Below are 17,873 nucleotides of genomic sequence, written 5' to 3' on the forward strand. Positions count from 1 at the left end.
AAAATGTATAACAATAATGAACGAGATAAGGGCTCAGGATTATGAAATTGACTCAAATAAAAATGTAGAGTTTGGCAGTACATTGGTATATTTCTTAGACAACTCTTGATATGTAACTAATTCCGTTATTTACGAATTTTACGTATCAAAAGTATCGCAGTAACAATTGCAGTAATGATTAGGCTTATTGACAAGGATCTACGTAACACATCGAAAATGTATTCACGAAGAGGAAGAGTGTACGTAGTACCATCTAGTGTGGAATGAAAAGAATCCGGAATAAAGATGATGCTCAAAGAGAGTGTCAAGAGAAATGTATAGCACCATGTTTTAATCACAATTTTCTCCATCGTTCATAACCTCCTATTACCACTGCATCTGAGTTAAAAACAGTTCCCGCCGAACCAGTATCGATTCATACATTTTTCAATTGAAGTTCCTTATTTCGAAAGCAAATCGCTACTTCAACAAAGGGCAAACCATACGTTACATCCATATTCATCTTGGCCCCTGTACGCCCGACCATTTCTGACGAAGCTGCAATTTTGTGCGGGATGTATGAAAAAATCCATACTCTTTGTACGGTTCCACTCGATGCAATTCATAATAACGCTTCATAGCGATTTTGGAATCGCCAAAACGATCAATGACTGCTACTTCATCAATAAAATAATCATCATTCAAAATTTATATAGAGCCTTTTCAAAAAGCTCCGAGACAGTATCGTAACCACTTCTTTTTAGATAAAAAGTAGCCTAAGACTTTGGTGACACCCATAGTTAAAAAATTAACGCGAATCGCAAATCCCTACTGGTTATGCTGAGGAAGTGTCACAATGGCATTCAAATAGGGGAGAACAGGGATTGAACCTGTAATGGCAACAATCAATATCGACATCCTAATTATACCATTTATGAACCCAATATCCTAGAGTGGACTCAGTTGTGCAGCCACATATCAGTCTCATTGTGGGACCATTTTTGTACTTTTCCTTATATCAAACCATTTGTATCATTCTCCGTGCATTGCTATTTAACAAATGGAACATCCAGCTTTTGTTTCGTTATCATCTTTCGATTCTCAATTTGAAGGATTTTCTTGTAACGAACTATATAGAGCCCGAACCCAAGAGAGATCCATAACAATCCTACAAACACTCCAGAGCCTCCAACTGGAATCAGCAATACAATACAAATTGCAAGAGCCAGAAGTGGAGTAAACGGATAAAAGGGAACTTGGAATTGGTCGCTTCTCTCTTGACTTATCACCTTTCGCCTGGAAATAAAGAATACAACCATCGTAAAAATGAATGTCAACAGATATAAAAATCCAGTTGCTGATACAGCAAAATTGATGGAACTAAAAATCGTGAACGCTATTTGAATCCCTACTCCCAGCACAATCGACCAAACCGGCGTCTCCGTACGTGGGTGTACGAATGAAAGGATCTTGGGCAATAAGCCGTTCCGTCCCATGGCAAAAGCCGTTCTTGAAATCGACAGGATGAAAGCGTTCGCTGTAGCAGGAAGCGCAATGACAATCACAATGTTAACCAGAAGCGGTCCAAAACTCCCCAAAAACCGCTGGCTGGCAAGTGCAACCGGGACCGTAGATGCACCAAGTTCTTGCCACGGAACCACTCCCACCGATACAAACAGCAGGCCAAGATACAAGATTAGAACAATCACAATCGATGAAAAAATGGCCTTCGGAATTGTACGTTTCGGGTCTCTAATTTCTTCACCGGCGGCGACAATTCCATCCCAACCTACCATCGAAAGGAATCCAACCAAAGCTGCACCCACGATTCCTTCAAGTCCGTTGGGAGCAAACGGTGTAAACAGAGCATAATTCACATGTGCCCATCCAAGAAGAAAAAAGCTCACCAACAACACAATCTCAACGACAACGATCCCAACTTGTACAATACCGCTGTACTTGACTCCCAAGATGTTAAGAACACCTAACATCAGCAGGAGAATCACGGCACTCAAGATGGGTGGAACGCCAATGAGAGAATGCAAATAGTGACCAAATCCTTGTGAAACAAAGCTGCTGGCAGCAAGCCACGCCCCCCAATAGGACCATCCAATTAAGGTTCCCATGAGAGGTCCCATTGTTTCTCGAACATATTCATAGGAGCCACCGGCCCTTGGATACCTAGATGCCAATTCCGCATAGCACAATCCTAGAAGAATCTCTAAAATCGCCGCCAAAATAAACGAAACGATCACCGAGGGTCCTGCCTTCCCGGTTGCCACACCGCTCAATACAAAGATCCCTGCTCCGACCATGGCACCGATACCAAGCGCAGTTGCCTCTTTCCACCCAAGTCTTCTGTTGAGTTCCATCCTAACACCCTTTCTTCGTGGGAATGAATCAACATCCCTATTCCCCTCATCCCATCATCGTAAAAGCGGTAGACTTCCGCTTAATTTATTGACTTTTTTCGGCTTGCCATAAATGGCAAGCCCCACATACTGCAAATCATCGCCGTACAAAGAAATCTTTTCTGTATAGTCCTCGTAAGTTGTTGTCGTTTGAGCGGCATTTGTAACATCCACAACCAACAGATCGGAAAATTCTTCTGTGTACAGTTTTTCCCGCATTTCTCTGATCTTCTCTCGGGTTCCTTTCAACATAGGAATGGGAATCGTGGTGATTCCAGTATGTAAGTATCCTGTTCCGTCATACACATCCGGACCAATGATGCCCTCAATTTTTTGGCCAAGAGTCAAGGCCAAGACAGCTGCCGTATTAGCAATCAGCCCAAGAGGTAATTCTTCATCTATCACCATCACACATTTCGATTCTTTCAATTCCATTTCTTCCGTGTCCTCCCTTTTGTGAAATTGACTTGAAATATCCTGAGAATTACAATAGCACTACAAGTGGTTCTCCTGTAGTGCCAGTAGCAATTGTTTTTGACAGTACCATTTATAAGGTGTTGATAATCTATGCTGTGGTTACCGATTGACAGAAATTCCGACCTTCCATTGTTTCGTCAGGTCTATACCGAAATACGAGCAAAAATTTTGCATGGTGAACTTCACGGAGGCGAGCGCCTACCAAGTACTCGGGAATTGGCATCCGAACTTCAAGTATCGAGAAATGTAATTTTAGAAGCGTTCGATTTGCTTTTGGCGGAAGGATTTATTGAAGCAAAGCAAGGATCCGGAACTTTCATCACGCACGGAGCACATTTGAATCAAGAACATTTTTACGCACCTTTACTAGAGCAAACGAAACAAGAACCGGCGTATCAAAAAGACATGATTGACTTTCGCTCTGGCATTCCTGCCCTTGACCTCTTTCCAAAAAAGCTTTGGGGAAGACTTTCGTCTAAGGTATGCGTGGATTTGCCTGAAACCGCAATGTGCTATGATAAACCGGAAGGTCGTCCGGAATTAAGAGAGGCTTTGAGCAAGTATCTTCTTCGAATGAGGGGAGTCACCTGCCACCCCGATCAAATCGTGATCACTTCCGGCACGACACAGGCATTATCGATCGTTGCAAAACTGCTTGCCGCCGAAGGGCGTGAGGTGATTGTGGAAGATCCCATCACACACGAAGTTCAAACCATTTTTATTTCACACGGTTTTTCCTTGCAACCAATACCTGTAGATCAAAACGGAATGCAAACGGAACAAATCCCCCCTACTTGTAAACCTGCCTTCGTGTACGTAACGCCGTCCCATCAATTTCCACTTGGCGCGACGCTACCCATCAAACGACGGATCGACCTGATTCGATTCGCAAGAATGAGTAACTGTTTTATCGTGGAAGACGATTATGACAGTGAGTACAGGTACGAAGGCCCACCCATTAGTTCCTTGCAAGGGTTGGATCCCAAACGTGTCGTATACCTCGGTACATTCAGTAAAACGGTGCTTCCTTCCCTTCGAATCGGATTCATGGTTTTACCCTGGAGTTTAATAGAGCAAGTTCGAAAGTTGAAATGGTTAGCAGACCTCCACACTCCATCCATAGACCAACTGATCCTTGCCCGGTTTATTGAGGATGGACACTTTGACCGTCACGTCTCGAAGATGAAGAAAATCTACCGAAACCTCCGGAATACGTTAGTAAGGAGTCTGAAGATTACGTTCGGCGACAAAGTGCAGATCTTCGGTGACTCAACGGGAATGCACCTTGTGGCACGATTTGAAGGAATTGAATTCACCAACTGCGTGTTGGAGGAAATGAACGCACACGGGGTTCAGGTGTATCCGGTTGAAGCTCATGTTATCAAGAAGGGCCGTCGCCTTAATGAAAGCATTCTTGGCTATGGCAATTTATCAGTGGAAAAAATCGAAGAGGGCGTTCGTAGGATGTATGAGGCAATATCAGTGCAAAACCAGAACAATAGGCGAGAAAACACTTGCTAAGTTCCCGCCTACGCCCAGCAAGTTTAATTTTAAGATTCAAGTGCCACACTAAAGCCGTGATCTTTCCCGGCATGAATCCCTGTTGTCTTTGTAAGATGAAATATTCTTAGCATCAACGGTATATGTACACTTTAATTCAAGGTCTCTTGCAACTTCATGGAGCTTAGTTGGGATGAAGTTCATCTGCGACAAGTTCCCCCGTACGACCCGTTCCAAATACGGAACTCTTCTAAGCCTCCATTCTTCTACCAGCTTTGGGGAGATCTTATCCATCTTTATCAATAAATCCTGCGGGCACACATACCCTTTTTCCCATACAGTTGGTGAACCGTGTGCCGGACCTTTTTCTGCAATTCTTGTCGATTCGTAAGGAAAGCCCCCTTTTTCAACGGCAGATCATCCTGATTCTATGCGTATAGAGCGTCCTGAGTATAGTTCTTGAATCTATTCAACACCCGTGTATCCCATCATTTTATAGCCTTTAACTCTTTTTTTGTACATGCTCAACAGTACCGGAACCTGAGAGTCGACGTAATCGTATATTTGAACGTCTTTCTTGTTTACATGCGAACGATGCAATCGCCCAGCATATTGCTGTAAAGTTCCCTTCCAAGAGATAGGGTAAACTAAAAACAGCGTGTCCAAACGTGCATCATCGAATCCTTCACCAATTAATTTTCCAGTAGCAATCAGCACTCGTTCTTCGTGATCCGGAACGTTCGCAATTCGTTGGCGCAGTTGCTCACGTTCCTTCTTGCCCATTCCTCCGCGCAAAACAATAACGTTCTTGGCAAATTTCTCAAGTCGCTTTTGAAAATACTCAACATGCGCAGTGCGCTCAGTTAAAAGAATGGGTGATCTTCCCTGGTCCAAACATTTTAACAAGTCATCGAAAATCATTTCGTTTCTCGCTTCATCATCAATCAGCATTTGATAAATATCCTGTATTCCAGGACTGGAAACTTGCGGTGATAAACGAAATTGGGTATATCTTGGTATAACTCTATGCTCCATTCCTCGTGTGGCTATCTGTGACTTTGCATCCACACAAAACCGAATCGGTCCGCATTGCATAAAAACAATGGGATGATGCCCATTCTGTCGGATCGGGGTTGCAGTCAAGCCAAGAACATATTTCGCTTTGGCTTTCTTTAATACTTGCTCATAACTGAAGGCAGAAATATGGTGGCACTCATCTACAATGATTTGTCCATATTCATTAATGTATTCTTTGATAATCCCTTTTTGGTTCAAGCTCTGTATAACAGCAATATCGATCTGTCCGGTACGTTTTTCCTTTCCGCCGCCGATAAGACCGATATGTTTCTTTTCTGTATCCAAAAAGATACTAAGCCGCTCATTCCATTGATCCATGAGTTCTCGCCTATGGACAAGAATCAATGTGTTGACTTTTCTTTGTGCAATAATGGATGCGGCGACAATCGTTTTTCCGAAACCCGGAATCGCTGATAGGATCCCTGTCTCTTTCGTCAAAATCGCTCTCGTGGCTGCGTCTTGTACCATTGTAAGAGTTCCAGTAAATGTTGCATGAATCGGGATCCCTGTTGTGCGTTCATCCCTTATGATTGGTTTGATTGCATACGTGTTTAATAGATCCAAGATTTCTTGCAAACAACCTCTCGGAAGTGCAATGTGTTTTGGAAACTCTTCCGTGCAACTGATCACTCGCGGCTTACCGTATGTTGGGAGCCTCATCGCTTGAGTCTTGTAAAAATCTGGGTTCTGAAAAGCCGCCAGACGTGAGATTTGGCTGATTAAGATGGGTGGCAGATCACTTTTCTCCATATATATCATATTTGAAATAACGATAGTTGCTTTATCCGGAAGCGGCCCCTCAATAACTTTCTCTTTTAGGACTTGCGTTCTCTGATCCCATGGCTTTTCATTGTAATTTTGATCGGAATAACCTACGCTAAGAATAGATAAGTTTCTATCCGCTTCTTTTACAAATTCGGCAACTTGTTTCTTGCTCATTTTCTTAATTTGAGATAAAAACTGCCATTGATCTGCGTAAGGTTGCATATGCTCATCGACAAAGACACTATTTCCATTCTTTCTGGGAACCCCTTGCAATGGGAGGGCGATTAAATTCCCCAGCCCCCCTTTTGGGAGTGTATCCTGATTGGGAAAAAGTCGATCATAGGATCGTAGGCCAATTTGATTTGTTCTTTCCATGGTTTGGGTTAGAAGTGCACATCCCAGTTTTCTGGCTAATCCCGCATCAATAGCCTCCTCAAAAAAGATCCAAATGTGACCACCTTGTCCCGATCTCGACCTCTCCAAAACTGCAGGAACGCCAAGCTCCTTGCAGACACTCATAACCGCCAGTGCATCATCTTTCCAGTTTTGCTTATCAAAATCGATTGCAAGGAACCAGCAGGTCTCATCGGGCAGCATGGGATATACACCAATCGTCCTGTTGATTTTAGCTTCGAGATGGTGACGAATGACTTCATCCGTTACAGGCAAAAAATTTTGGTGTGGGCATTCTGAACATTTTACGTGCGGTTTTTTGCAAATATCCGTCCATTCATTTCCGCAAGCCGGTGAGTAGCCAGACCTCCCGGATTTGTTTTCCCAACGGACTGGGAAAACATCTTGGCGGCCTTTGAATAGGTTGCGAAATAAAAAATTTTCTCGGAAGATGACGAATATTTATGAACCACCGAGTTGTTGTTAAATTCTTGCGATTGATCCATATTATCGACTTTAGCGGGAGAAAAACAAGCAGTTTCTTCTATAGGTAAAGATGAACCTAATCCTGCGAATTTTGATAATTCTCTTTTCAGATTTGCGTTTTCTTCCCTTAAACGTTGAATTTCCATTAAAGCTTCCTGAAGTTGTTCCTCATAGTCGATCATGTTTACACCCTTTATTGCTTTTCCCTATCAGGATCATTTTATTTTTATAGTACCTGATTTCGTGATATGTGTACACGCGGTGGATAGAATTGGCGGAGCAGCAGAAATTGAAGAGAGCCACTTACAATTGGTACGACATATACGGAACCCAAAATGGAGAGGTTACCCGATCAAACGCCAAACGTCCACACTGATGGTTCAGTCACATGATTCTTATCATCCCTAACCATCTCGAACAACTCGACCTCACAATTGAATAGAAGTGATAAAAGCGTAAGTCCTTTGACCTGGCTCTCTCGAATTTTGTCCCGTGTTCTTCAATTTTTCTGCAACAGAAGCAGGAATATTTTTTATTTCGCCCATCACAATAGCACCTCAAGATATTTTAGAAGAACTGTTTTGATACGCAATTTTTCAGCACAGTTCACAAGTTTTGTTATGTTTTTTTCTGGTCTTTGTAGATAATTACGCAGACCTTCCTTCATAATATCAATGCCAATTTTCTCCCGATAACGGATAATGTCACAGATCGTTTTTTCTCGATCATATATTTTGACTTTATTCCCTTCGATTTCGATCTCATCAATCCCAAATTGATACTGTATTTTCAAAAAAATGCATAATTTTAATTGGCGGTTAGGATGGCAAACTTGACTTTTTAGCCCTCCTATAGATAGCAGCTTGATATTCCCAGGTATTGTAAGTCGTTAAATCATAGTGCGGCGGAGGTTCTTTGACGGACAGTAGGAGGAGTGCTTCCTCGTATCCATAAGAGTCGATGGATAGGAAACGAAGTATAAAGAGACGAGGAGCCAGGATACGAAGACTACTTTTGCCACATCCGTCAAACTATTTGAAACAATCCGCTCACTCTAGTGGAAAAATCAAGATTCGTGATTCGAAGAAATGAAGATAAATTAAAAATGGTCTATCTAACTAATGTACTATACAAAAAAGATAAATATAAAGAAGAGATATGTAATCAAGAAACCGAATAACGAAGCGTAAATCAAAACACTAATCCGGTGTTAATCTTCGTCCGGGTCGATCCCCCAAAATACATAAGCGGATATTCCCGTATTGGCGTAAAAACATGCTTCTACCAGAACAACATTTTCCTTTTCGAGCACGTCATACACAATGATTACATTGTTGAGCATTATCCAATAATAATCGTCGTATTCAAAACCCGGGAAGTGAACGATGTCCCCTTTCTTTTCCGGGGCTTCGCTTAAAACATATTTTGATTTCTTAAATATCTCCTGCGGAGTTACCTTCTTTAAAAACTTTTTAAGTGTCGCTAGATAGCGTCTTGCATCGTCGCTCCATAGAACTTTGTATCTATCAGCCATTTTTGTTTACCTCATGAACCAAACGGTCGAACTCTTTCTCATCTTCACTGTACGAAGAAAGCCCTTGTGCAGACCTTTTAATTTTCGCATTTTTGATCTGTTTCAAAATCTCAACATTTTCAGAAATAGCTTTTGTCATACGTTTTCTTTGATCTTCAGCCAAGTTATCCGAATCGTACTCTTCCTCGTTCGGAATCGTTCTCCCGAACTCTTCCTTCATGAGACGAATCAAAACACTTTCTTCAATTATTTCTTTGTCCCCAACGTATTTATCAAGAATTTCTCGAGTAATGAATTTCATATTGTATCACCACCATCTTAATTATAAACGATTTTTGAGGATAAGAAAATTTTCACCAACATAGAAGCGAACACTCCTCCCGCCCGCTTTGACATGACAAAAGAATGCCCACCGCACCTGAGGAAATAGGGTCTTAGCCGTCCGGAGAAAGCACCCTGCCGCCCAAAACCCCACTTCCTCGACCCCGATACACGCTAACGCTTTGTATCTTGGCATGGATCGGCGGGATAAAAGAAAAACGTGAGCGGAAAATAAAAAACGACAGATAAAATTGATTAAAATCCAATGAATCCGTCAAAAAGGATACCGAGGATGCCACCTAGCCAAATCAATGTTATGTGACTTCAACTCCGGTCAAAGAAGTACATCCTGATGCAAAAGCCCGGAGAATAAGAAAAATTGTCAAACCTTTTGGAAACGCGAATAAAGGTGCTGCTGGAGCATACCACCCCCGTAAACCACTAGATGGTAAAATCCCACTATAACTGACACAAACATGCCCAATATAAAATGTAGGTAGGATACATCTGGAAGTTGGCTGATTCTCTCAGACCACGCAAATTGATTAAACAGGTCATGAGAACGCAAAAAACAGACAGCGGAACCGAGTATGGAAGCTGCATAGATACAGCGGAAGTAATTGCCGCAATTCCTGAAGTGACCGAAACGCAACTGCCAAAGTATAGCCAACCAACTTAACTTACATTTCGGGCTAACTAAATCAATCTTAAGAACAGGTTGGATTAATCCAAACCTAGCCAAACATTCTTTTCTTACGCTTCCTTCTTCAGGTTTCAATAAAAGATCGCATGATTAATCAAACTATATTTCATGCGATAATAGGACGACAATAACGGTTGGAAATGTAGGAGAAGAATTTAACGGAATATCATACAAAATCACAATGGGTCTTGCGAAATGAATATCCTGACCATCGGCATCAGGAATGGCGATCAAATTATCTTTGATAGTATTTATTTCACCTCGGTCAAAGGCCCTATTGTCAATCAGATCGCTTATAAATCTACTCGGTTTCACTGAAGGCACTTATTTACTCTCTCACGTATAGGCGACAATTCATCCATTTCTTTAACACTACAACGTAGTCTATTTTGACCACTCAAGCGGTACTTTTATGACGCTTTTTTCTGTGTGAACGGTAGGCTTTGGCGTTTGATTTTTGGTAATACGCAACATCCCGCACCGCTTTTCTGATGGCGGACGGGTCTTGTGTTAGCGCGGCTATGATTAGGATCAATGCTTGCCGCATTGTCAAGATGGAATGGCTGTCGCCGTTTTCGTTTTTTTTTGAAACTGTTTGCGTACTTCCAATACAAATAGATGCGCAACCATCACGAGCAACATGTGCCTATGCCAGCCTATGTAGGATCGCGTTTCGTAATGAGCCATTCCGAGAAAGCTTTTACACTCTTGGAAGCTTTGCTCGATTGGCCAACGTAAGGTTGCGGCATGGTGCAACTCGCGGACGTCGATGTCTTCTGGAGCATTGCAAACAGCGTATTTGATCCGTCCATCTTCATACTTGCGGATATAGAGCCAGAGCTCCTCACCATCCTTGCCATCTTGCAGTTCAATAACACGGCAATATTTGACCAACGTACGCACCGGTCCCTTGGAGCCTTCCATTAATACAATTTCTTCCCAGGGCAAAGATTCATCTTGTGCAAGGGAAGAGACCGGGACGGCCGGAACAGAAGGAACCAGCTTGGTTGGCGGTTTCCCGCGACCTTTGCGTTCTGGCAGCGCCCAGTTCGGACGTTCCCGGAATACACGCTGATTGCTGTGGATATCCGCAAAGAACAAGACGGACTCAGGCAGGCCTTTCCGAAATTCGGCATCGCAGCCGAAAGCTCCATCGCAACCAATCCATTTGAACTGGAAAGCGTGATGTTTTACGGATTCCTGGATCATTTCAAGTGCAAGTTGCGGCTTGGTGCGAAACTCAGTTGTTTCCGGAATGCCGCATGATGACCAGTACGCCTTGCGCTCACCATCGAACCACGCCTCGGGCAGATACAGCCTGGCGTCCAGCAAACCGTAGCCGCCGATCCCGGAATAACCGATGAATACGCCAGCTTGGCAGTTTTCGACTTTCCCTTTGCTGCCGCAATATTGTCGCCAGACGCCTGCAGATTTGGTTCCTTTCTTGCCAAAATCGGAGCCGTCTATTGTAATCATACCGTTTGGATCGTTTGCGATAGTGCAGACCCTGCTCTGATAGGTTCGCTTCATTTGCTGGTCATCCCACGGGGCGTCTTTAAGAAAGAGCTGCAGCGTGCGAACTGCCTTTTCATCTTCATACCGCAAGGCAATCGGTTCGATGCTTTTGCGATCCAGGTCGCTAAGCAGCCCTTTGATATAGGTTCCGCCGTTTTGCTGCTGATCACTGCGAGAAAAGCAGGATGAATAGCGATTCAGGTACTCGGACAGAGCAGATCCCAAATCGGCGACAGATTGTTCATTTAATCCGGCCTCGGTAAACAAATCCGGACTCCAATCAGGCGTACTTAGCATCATATCCCATAACCTCACGCGCTCCAAATTGGGATTCGGTCGCAGAGGATATTGGGAAATCAGTTGCAGCAGTTTGCGATTTATCAGGTAAAAGAAAACCCCTTTGCGGTTGCCGTGATAAACAAAGGTTTTCCCCACCTTGCCAAAGCCGCGAGTTTCACCCAAGTATCGCCAGTTGGCGGCTTTGTAGCAGGTGCCTTGATAGCGAGTAAAATCTACGAAGGTTTCCACGGCATAGGGTTGATCGCCATAAATCCTTGGCCAGTCACACTGAAGCAGGCGAAGAGATTGTGATAAGATATGAGAAGCCAGATTCTTAATGCGAATCCAAGGCAGAATGAGAAAACGGTTATTGTTGACGATATGATTGAGAAGATTAAGTCTTCCAGTTTCTCCCCAACCCAAATAACTGTCCCTTACGCCGATTTTTAAAGAAGCACGATGAAAGCTAATTGCGGCGATAGGCATGTCTTTAAACAGCACCAGATACTTGATTCTGGGACCGATCATTTTGTCATAGCCAAGATAATGCCATGTACGAACCATATGGTTCCAGACGCTTTCATCCTCGGTTCCGTTAACCAAGACGAATGAAAGAGGTTGAAAGTCTCTCAACTTCCCTACAATAGGCTGCTGGTTTGTCCAGTAATCGTACATGCTGCATCCGTCCTGTCTTTGATGTACCCAACGACCGAATCCCGCTTTCAGCATACACTAATTTCAGGAGTTTGTCTACCGTTTTTAGACTACGTTGTAGTGTTAATGATTGTTTTGTTATATTCTTCGACAGTTCCCCATTCACGCAAATCTAATTTTTCAAGATTTTCCTTAGTTCATCCAAGGTGAATTTGGGCTTCTTCGGTCTGTTGAGAATTCCCCTGTTCAACGACGTATCTCGCAAAATAGAGTTACCACCGAAAATTCGATTTTCTTTTTCTTGAATTGTTATCAATTGTGAAAATAGAAAAAGACAGATGGGAAATCGTTGATTTTCCTTTGCCAAATACAATTGAATAAGTTAATAAATTTTTGCCACTTTGATTCATCAATCTTTTGATCTCCTGTATGAATACCTCGTGTTGATTGCAGCAAACTCAGTGTTTCAAATCTGTCTAAGCCGCTCCCTCGCTTCCAAGAAAGTGCGAATAGTTTCGTACTTTCTTGGAGGCGAGGGGAGTCGAACCCCTGTCCGAAGACCTTGCTACATACGCTTCTACGGGTGTAGTCATACTACTTGAGATTCGCCATCAGGCCGCGGCATGACACGCTGTCTTTCAGGCTAGCCCGCGCAAGTTTCATCGGTGGTCCACGAGCAGAGACCATCGACTATCCCACTAGAGTGACGTTACCAGCACCACATGGGCGATGATGCTAATAACGGATTAGCTGATGTTAGGCAGCTAACGCAAGCCCCGCGTTACGGGATTTGAAAGAAACTACGTTGTTTTTAGCGTTTAATTTAAGTCCGCGTTTTTTACGTGGCCTCGCAGCCCCACGACCCGCCACCTATGCTCAAACAATCCCCGTCGAATCCAAAAACGCCCCCATGTATAAGAAAATTAGAACGCTAAGGTTGACATGATAAGTTGAGCAAAACTAAAGTTTAACTAATCCTTTGCAATGACAAATTGCCGCCTGAAAGCAACCTTCTTGCTGTTTTCTTGCTGTTTCGCGGCAACAAAAATACTATAACACATTTTGACGTGAATATGTGACGTAATCTGTTGGAAATTGTGTTAAAAAGCTGAATAATTAGATCAAACAAACCAACTAAATCAATTCCATAAATCGCATGTTAATTCGTATGCGTTCAGAACTTGTTACTTTTCCGGATAAAGTGAATCTTGGATCAGGTGAAGCCTATAATCTTTCTGATTTTTAATCTACAGATTCTTAATCCGTTCCATTCACCCATTTTTTCGAAAATCACATTTTCTGCCGATCTCGAAATGCTCGTTCGATTTCACGTGCCGCATCCCGCTTTGCAATCGATTCACGTTTGTCGAAAAGTTTCTTCCCTTTTCCGATGCCAAGCAAAACTTTGCAGTATCCGTTTTTGGGATACAATTTTAGCGGAACCAAGGTATATCCTTTTTCTTTGGACAATCCGATCAATTTCGCAATTTCTTTGCGATGCATAAGCAGCTTGCGAGTCCGTAAAGGATCCCTATTGTAACGATTTCCTTGTTCAAATGGGCTGATGTGCATGTTATGAAGAAATACTTCTCCATTTTGCACGCGTGCAAAGCTATCCTTTAGATTCGCTTTCCCATGACGAATGGACTTGATTTCCGTACCTGTCAAAACAATCCCGGCCTCATACGTTTCTTCGATAAAATAATCGTGTGTGGCTTTTTTGTTTTGTGCGTATACGTGTTCACCATCATTCTTTTTCGCCATGATGCACTCTCCTTGCTCTAACACTTGTACTGCCATCCATCTGATTTTAGGTTGTCTGCACTCTACATGTGCCATTCAACAAAACTTTAAACATACAGCCATACTGCTCAACACACAATACTACTTAAAACATTCAACACCGCTTTCATCCCAAACAGTTCATAAAATCAGATAATGTGTAACTATTAGTATATCATATATTCTATTCCCTCGGCAATATATCCCATTTTGTCAAACTTACGTTCACATATCCCTCAAGTACATGTTCATGGTTTAAGTGCAGGTTTAAGTGCATGTTCAAGAAGTATTTTTTATCGATCATATTTCATCTTAAATGAATATGACACCAGAATAAACCACATCAAAAGATAGCCCATCACGTTTCACGCGAGATACTATTTTTGGAATGATGTTCTTGCATTGATTCATAAGCTCTATCTTTATATGCTCGTCTGTTCATCATTTCGGTGATCGCCCCCTACTCAAAACATCTCATTGTTTATGCATCTTACCATTGAGACGACCACCAATTCATTGCAATCATGAAGTGCCTTGCTTCAAATCAAAAGCGAACTCACTTTTACAATTCACTTTTACAATTCACTTTTACAACTCACTTCTTGGCTTCCAATTCTATTCTTACCTTTTATTTCTTACCTTTTATTCCTCACCAATTTCTTACGGCTTAGGACTTTTACAGATCCAGTCTGCATGAACACGCAACTACCTGCAACACACCGGCTTACTTCTTGCGGTTCCGTTTCTTCGCCGCCATTTTGGCAACTTTCTTTAGCCCTGATTTGTGGCTTTTTCGCTTTCCGTGTTCACGGCTTGGCTGTTCCAAAGGATTTGGCACTGGGGCAAAATCATCTCCAAACTCTTCATCCCAGTCTGCCAGGGATTTTTGCGTCAAATCGAATTCTTCCGCTGTTTCCACTTTGAATAAAGGCTCTTTTAGCGAACGTCGTTTTCCCTTTGCCTCTTTGAATGTCTTGCGGTTTGCATCTTCAATGGCAGGTTTTGCTGCTGATTTCCCATTGTCATCACGTTTCGGCCGCGCTTCTTCATTTCGCTTGCCAAATGGATCCAACATATAGTCATCTGCCGTGTGGCCAAGGCGATCGCTGGGTGCTGCCTGGGATTTTCCGTACTTCAGAAAATTTTCCTCGTCAGAGCGTCTTTTCCGTCGATTGGATGTTTGACTTGAACGCTCATTTGTTCGTTTCCCTTTTCCTCTGGTACGGCTATATCCCGGTTCCAGCATAGTGACAACCGTCGATTTGTCATATTTCTTGTCCCGTTTTTTCTTGCCTTTGCGGGTTGGGTCCCATACCCGGTCGGCATTGCGATCGGAAGCGACTGCCCGAGTATCTTCATAGCGCCGTTTCCGTCGAATCGATTTGGCATCTGTAATCAATTCGAAATCGATGGTGATCGTTTCCTTGCTTGCGCCGATGACGCGAATTCGAACAGCGTCGCCAATCCGATAGATATTCCCTGTACGCTCACCGACAAGGGCATACTGCTTCTCATGGTAATTGTAATAATCGTCGTTCAAATAGCTGACATGAACAAGCCCTTCAATGGAATTTTCCAATTCGACAAACATGCCGAATGCTGTGACACCGCTGATGATGCCGTCAAATTCTTCTCCGATTTTGTCCAGCATAAATTCGACTTTCTTCAAATTATCCGTTTCCCGTTCCGCTTCCACTGCCAGCCGTTCCCGCTCGGAGGATTGTTTTGCGATATCCGCCATATGTTCGGACAAATATTGATGGCGTTTTTCTCCCAAACGTCCGTGCAAGACCATTTCCCGGATAATTCGATGTATCACCAAATCCGGGTAGCGCCGAATCGGTGATGTAAAGTGTGTGTAATACTCGGCAGATAAACCGAAATGTCGAGCGGATTCAGCCGCATATTTGGCCTGCCGCAAAGATCGCAGCATAACAGTGCTGATAATTCGTTCTTCCGGCGTATCTTTTACCTTATCCAGTATTTCCTGCAAAGACCGCGGATGAATGCGATTGCCGATGCCTTTCAAATGGTAGCCAAAATTATGGATAAATTCATTGAAATTTATCATTTTTTCCATATCCGGATCTTCGTGAATCCGATACAGGAAGGGAACCTGCAGCCAATAAAAATGCTCCGCCACTGTCTCATTGGCAGCCAACATAAACTCTTCAATGATTTGTTCTGCAATGGAACGTTCCCGCTTTTTGATCTCTACCGGCTTTCCTTCTTCATTCACGATGATTTTGGTCTCTTGAAAATCAAAATCGACAGCTCCGCGATTCATGCGCCGATTCCGCAATTTCATCGCCAGGTCTTGCATCATGCGAAAATCATCGACCAATTCTTCATAGCGCTCGATCAGTTCCGAGTCTTGGTCGATGAGAATTTTTCGCACATTGGTATATGTCATTCGTTCATTTGTCTTAATTACACTTGGATAAATGTCATGGCGAACCATGTCCAAATCCGGTGTAAATTCCATGTCACACGTAAGCGTCAATCGATCCACCTGGGGATTCAAGGAGCAAATCCCATTGGATAACCGATGTGGCAGCATCGGTATGACGCGGTCTACCAAATAGACGCTGCAGCCGCGGCGATACGCCTCTTTATCCAAAACGGAACCTTCCTGAACATAATATCCCACATCTGCAATATGCACACCCAATAGATAATTGCCATTCGGCAAACGTTCCACCGAGACAGCGTCATCCAGATCTTTGGCATCTTCCCCGTCAATCGTCACCATACGGCGATTCCGCAAATCCCGTCTGCCTCTGATCTCCTCTTCCGCAATCTCTGTCGGGATCTTTTCCGCTGCTGCCAATACTTCCGGCGGAAAGGCTTCCGGCAGCCCGTATTTTCGGATCACGGACAAAATATCCACACCCGGATCGTTGGGATTCCCGAGAATTTCTACAATTTGTCCCTGGGAATTCTTCACTCCATTGGAGTATTTGGTGATATCGACAACGACTTTCTGTCCATCTTCGGCATCGTTCAAATCTTCCTCTGATATAAAAATATCATTGCCAAAGCGCCTGTCATCCGGAGTTACGAATCCGTATTTCGGATATTTTGTCAATGTGCCGACAATTTGGGATGTTCCTCGTTCGATAATGCGGATAATTTCCCCTTCCAAACGCGGGCCGCTTGTTTGCTTTTGAATCCTTGCCATGACACGGTCGCCATGCATAGCGCCGTTCATATCACTTGCACTTACATATAAATCAGGCTGATTGGGTTCATCTGATATGACAAAACCGAACCCTTTTGATTTTGCCTGCAATTTTCCGACCACTAAATTCATTCGTTCGGGGATCCCATAGCGGTCCGTACGTGTACGTATCACCTGTCCGCGCTCTTCCATCTGGTTCAACAGTTTCATAAATTGCCGCAATTCATCAGCAGACACAACTTCCAATACTTCTTCCAGTTCTTGCACGGTCAACGGTTTGTACGCTTGTTCACGCATGAACTCCAAAACTTGTTCTTCTGTGATCACCTGTGCTCCCCCTTTCTTGTCGATTCTGAAAATGAAAAACTTGCAAGGGTGCAAACACCATGGCTTGGCAAATTCCATTTCTCTATCATAGTATACACGGATTAAAAAATTGCTAAACATAAAGGAAACTTGGCTTCGCCATGTTTTTCGGCGAGGCCTTAGTTAACCTTATACTTTTCGAAAGTAAAAAAATACCGCCTCAATAGTTGAGACGGTATCTCATCTTTTTATTATATATGGGAATGTGCAACCAGCCAAGCAACCCACATAGTCACGATAAAGAATAAAACGCCAAATATCGTAGTCAAACGGATCAGCACGGCATCGAGCCCTCTTGCTTTACGGCCCATCATCTGTTCCGCACCGCCCATAATCGCTCCTGATAAACCGGCGCTCCGTCCTGACTGTAAGAGAATAACAGCGACCAAAACAATCGCAATGATCACTAACAATATTTTAGCAAATGTCAACATGATCTGTCACCTCCTA

The 17,873-nt window shown here is 43.2% G+C and carries 11 protein-coding genes and 1 other RNA gene; 1 reads left to right on the forward strand and 11 read right to left on the reverse strand.

Features of this window, described 5'->3' with window-relative positions; translation table 11 throughout:
- Nucleotides 1-498 precede the first annotated feature (498 nt).
- The 3 genes from LSG31_RS02990 to LSG31_RS03000 form a co-directional block, all read right to left on the reverse strand.
- Nucleotides 499-684, reverse strand: a complete 186-nt coding sequence (locus LSG31_RS02990) for a hypothetical protein (RefSeq protein WP_347437926.1) — start codon at nt 682-684, stop codon at nt 499-501.
- 344 nt (nt 685-1,028) lie between these two features.
- Complete coding sequence (locus tag LSG31_RS02995; RefSeq protein ID WP_347437927.1) at nt 1,029-2,351, reverse strand: APC family permease; 1,323 nt, start codon at nt 2,349-2,351, stop codon at nt 1,029-1,031.
- Nucleotides 2,352-2,405: 54 nt separating this feature from the next.
- Nucleotides 2,406-2,825, reverse strand: coding sequence for a DUF2000 domain-containing protein (locus tag LSG31_RS03000; RefSeq protein WP_347437928.1), 420 nt, complete (start codon nt 2,823-2,825; stop codon nt 2,406-2,408).
- Between the two features lie 132 nt (nt 2,826-2,957).
- Here LSG31_RS03000 and pdxR point away from each other — a divergent pair, with 132 nt between their 5' ends.
- Nucleotides 2,958-4,388 carry a MocR-like pyridoxine biosynthesis transcription factor PdxR gene (gene pdxR, locus LSG31_RS03005; protein WP_347437929.1) on the forward strand — a complete coding sequence of 477 codons (1,431 nt, stop codon included), beginning with the start codon at nt 2,958-2,960 and terminating at the stop codon, nt 4,386-4,388.
- A gap of 444 nt (nt 4,389-4,832) precedes the next feature.
- On the opposite strand, the gene LSG31_RS03010 is transcribed toward pdxR, so the two are convergent.
- The 8 genes from LSG31_RS03010 to secG form a co-directional block, all read right to left on the reverse strand.
- Nucleotides 4,833-7,064, reverse strand: coding sequence for a TOTE conflict system archaeo-eukaryotic primase domain-containing protein (locus LSG31_RS03010; protein WP_430734262.1), 2,232 nt, complete (start codon nt 7,062-7,064; stop codon nt 4,833-4,835).
- Between the two features lie 1,234 nt (nt 7,065-8,298).
- The gene (locus LSG31_RS03020; protein ID WP_347437932.1) at nt 8,299-8,622 is read right to left on the reverse strand and encodes a hypothetical protein; all 324 of its coding nucleotides are present in this window, start codon (nt 8,620-8,622) and stop codon (nt 8,299-8,301) included.
- On the reverse strand, nt 8,615-8,923 hold the full coding sequence (locus LSG31_RS03025) for a hypothetical protein (protein ID WP_347437933.1): 309 nt from the start codon (nt 8,921-8,923) through the stop codon (nt 8,615-8,617). Before LSG31_RS03025 ends, LSG31_RS03020 begins: the two co-directional genes overlap by 8 nt.
- A gap of 1,272 nt (nt 8,924-10,195) precedes the next feature.
- The gene (locus tag LSG31_RS03030; RefSeq protein ID WP_347437934.1) at nt 10,196-12,115 is read right to left on the reverse strand and encodes an IS701 family transposase; all 1,920 of its coding nucleotides are present in this window, start codon (nt 12,113-12,115) and stop codon (nt 10,196-10,198) included.
- A gap of 504 nt (nt 12,116-12,619) precedes the next feature.
- Nucleotides 12,620-13,004: a transfer-messenger RNA gene (gene ssrA, locus LSG31_RS03035) on the reverse strand.
- A gap of 380 nt (nt 13,005-13,384) precedes the next feature.
- Nucleotides 13,385-13,858 carry an SsrA-binding protein SmpB gene (gene smpB / locus LSG31_RS03040; RefSeq protein WP_347437935.1) on the reverse strand — a complete coding sequence of 158 codons (474 nt, stop codon included), beginning with the start codon at nt 13,856-13,858 and terminating at the stop codon, nt 13,385-13,387.
- A 742-nt stretch (nt 13,859-14,600) separates the two neighbouring features.
- The gene (gene rnr, locus LSG31_RS03045; RefSeq protein ID WP_347437936.1) at nt 14,601-17,384 is read right to left on the reverse strand and encodes a ribonuclease R; all 2,784 of its coding nucleotides are present in this window, start codon (nt 17,382-17,384) and stop codon (nt 14,601-14,603) included.
- A gap of 230 nt (nt 17,385-17,614) precedes the next feature.
- Complete coding sequence (secG, locus tag LSG31_RS03050; RefSeq protein WP_347437937.1) at nt 17,615-17,857, reverse strand: preprotein translocase subunit SecG; 243 nt, start codon at nt 17,855-17,857, stop codon at nt 17,615-17,617.
- Between the last annotated feature and the right edge of the window lie 16 nt (nt 17,858-17,873).

Source organism: Fodinisporobacter ferrooxydans (assembly GCF_022818495.1).
GTDB lineage: Bacteria > Bacillota > Bacilli > Tumebacillales > MYW30-H2 > Fodinisporobacter > Fodinisporobacter ferrooxydans.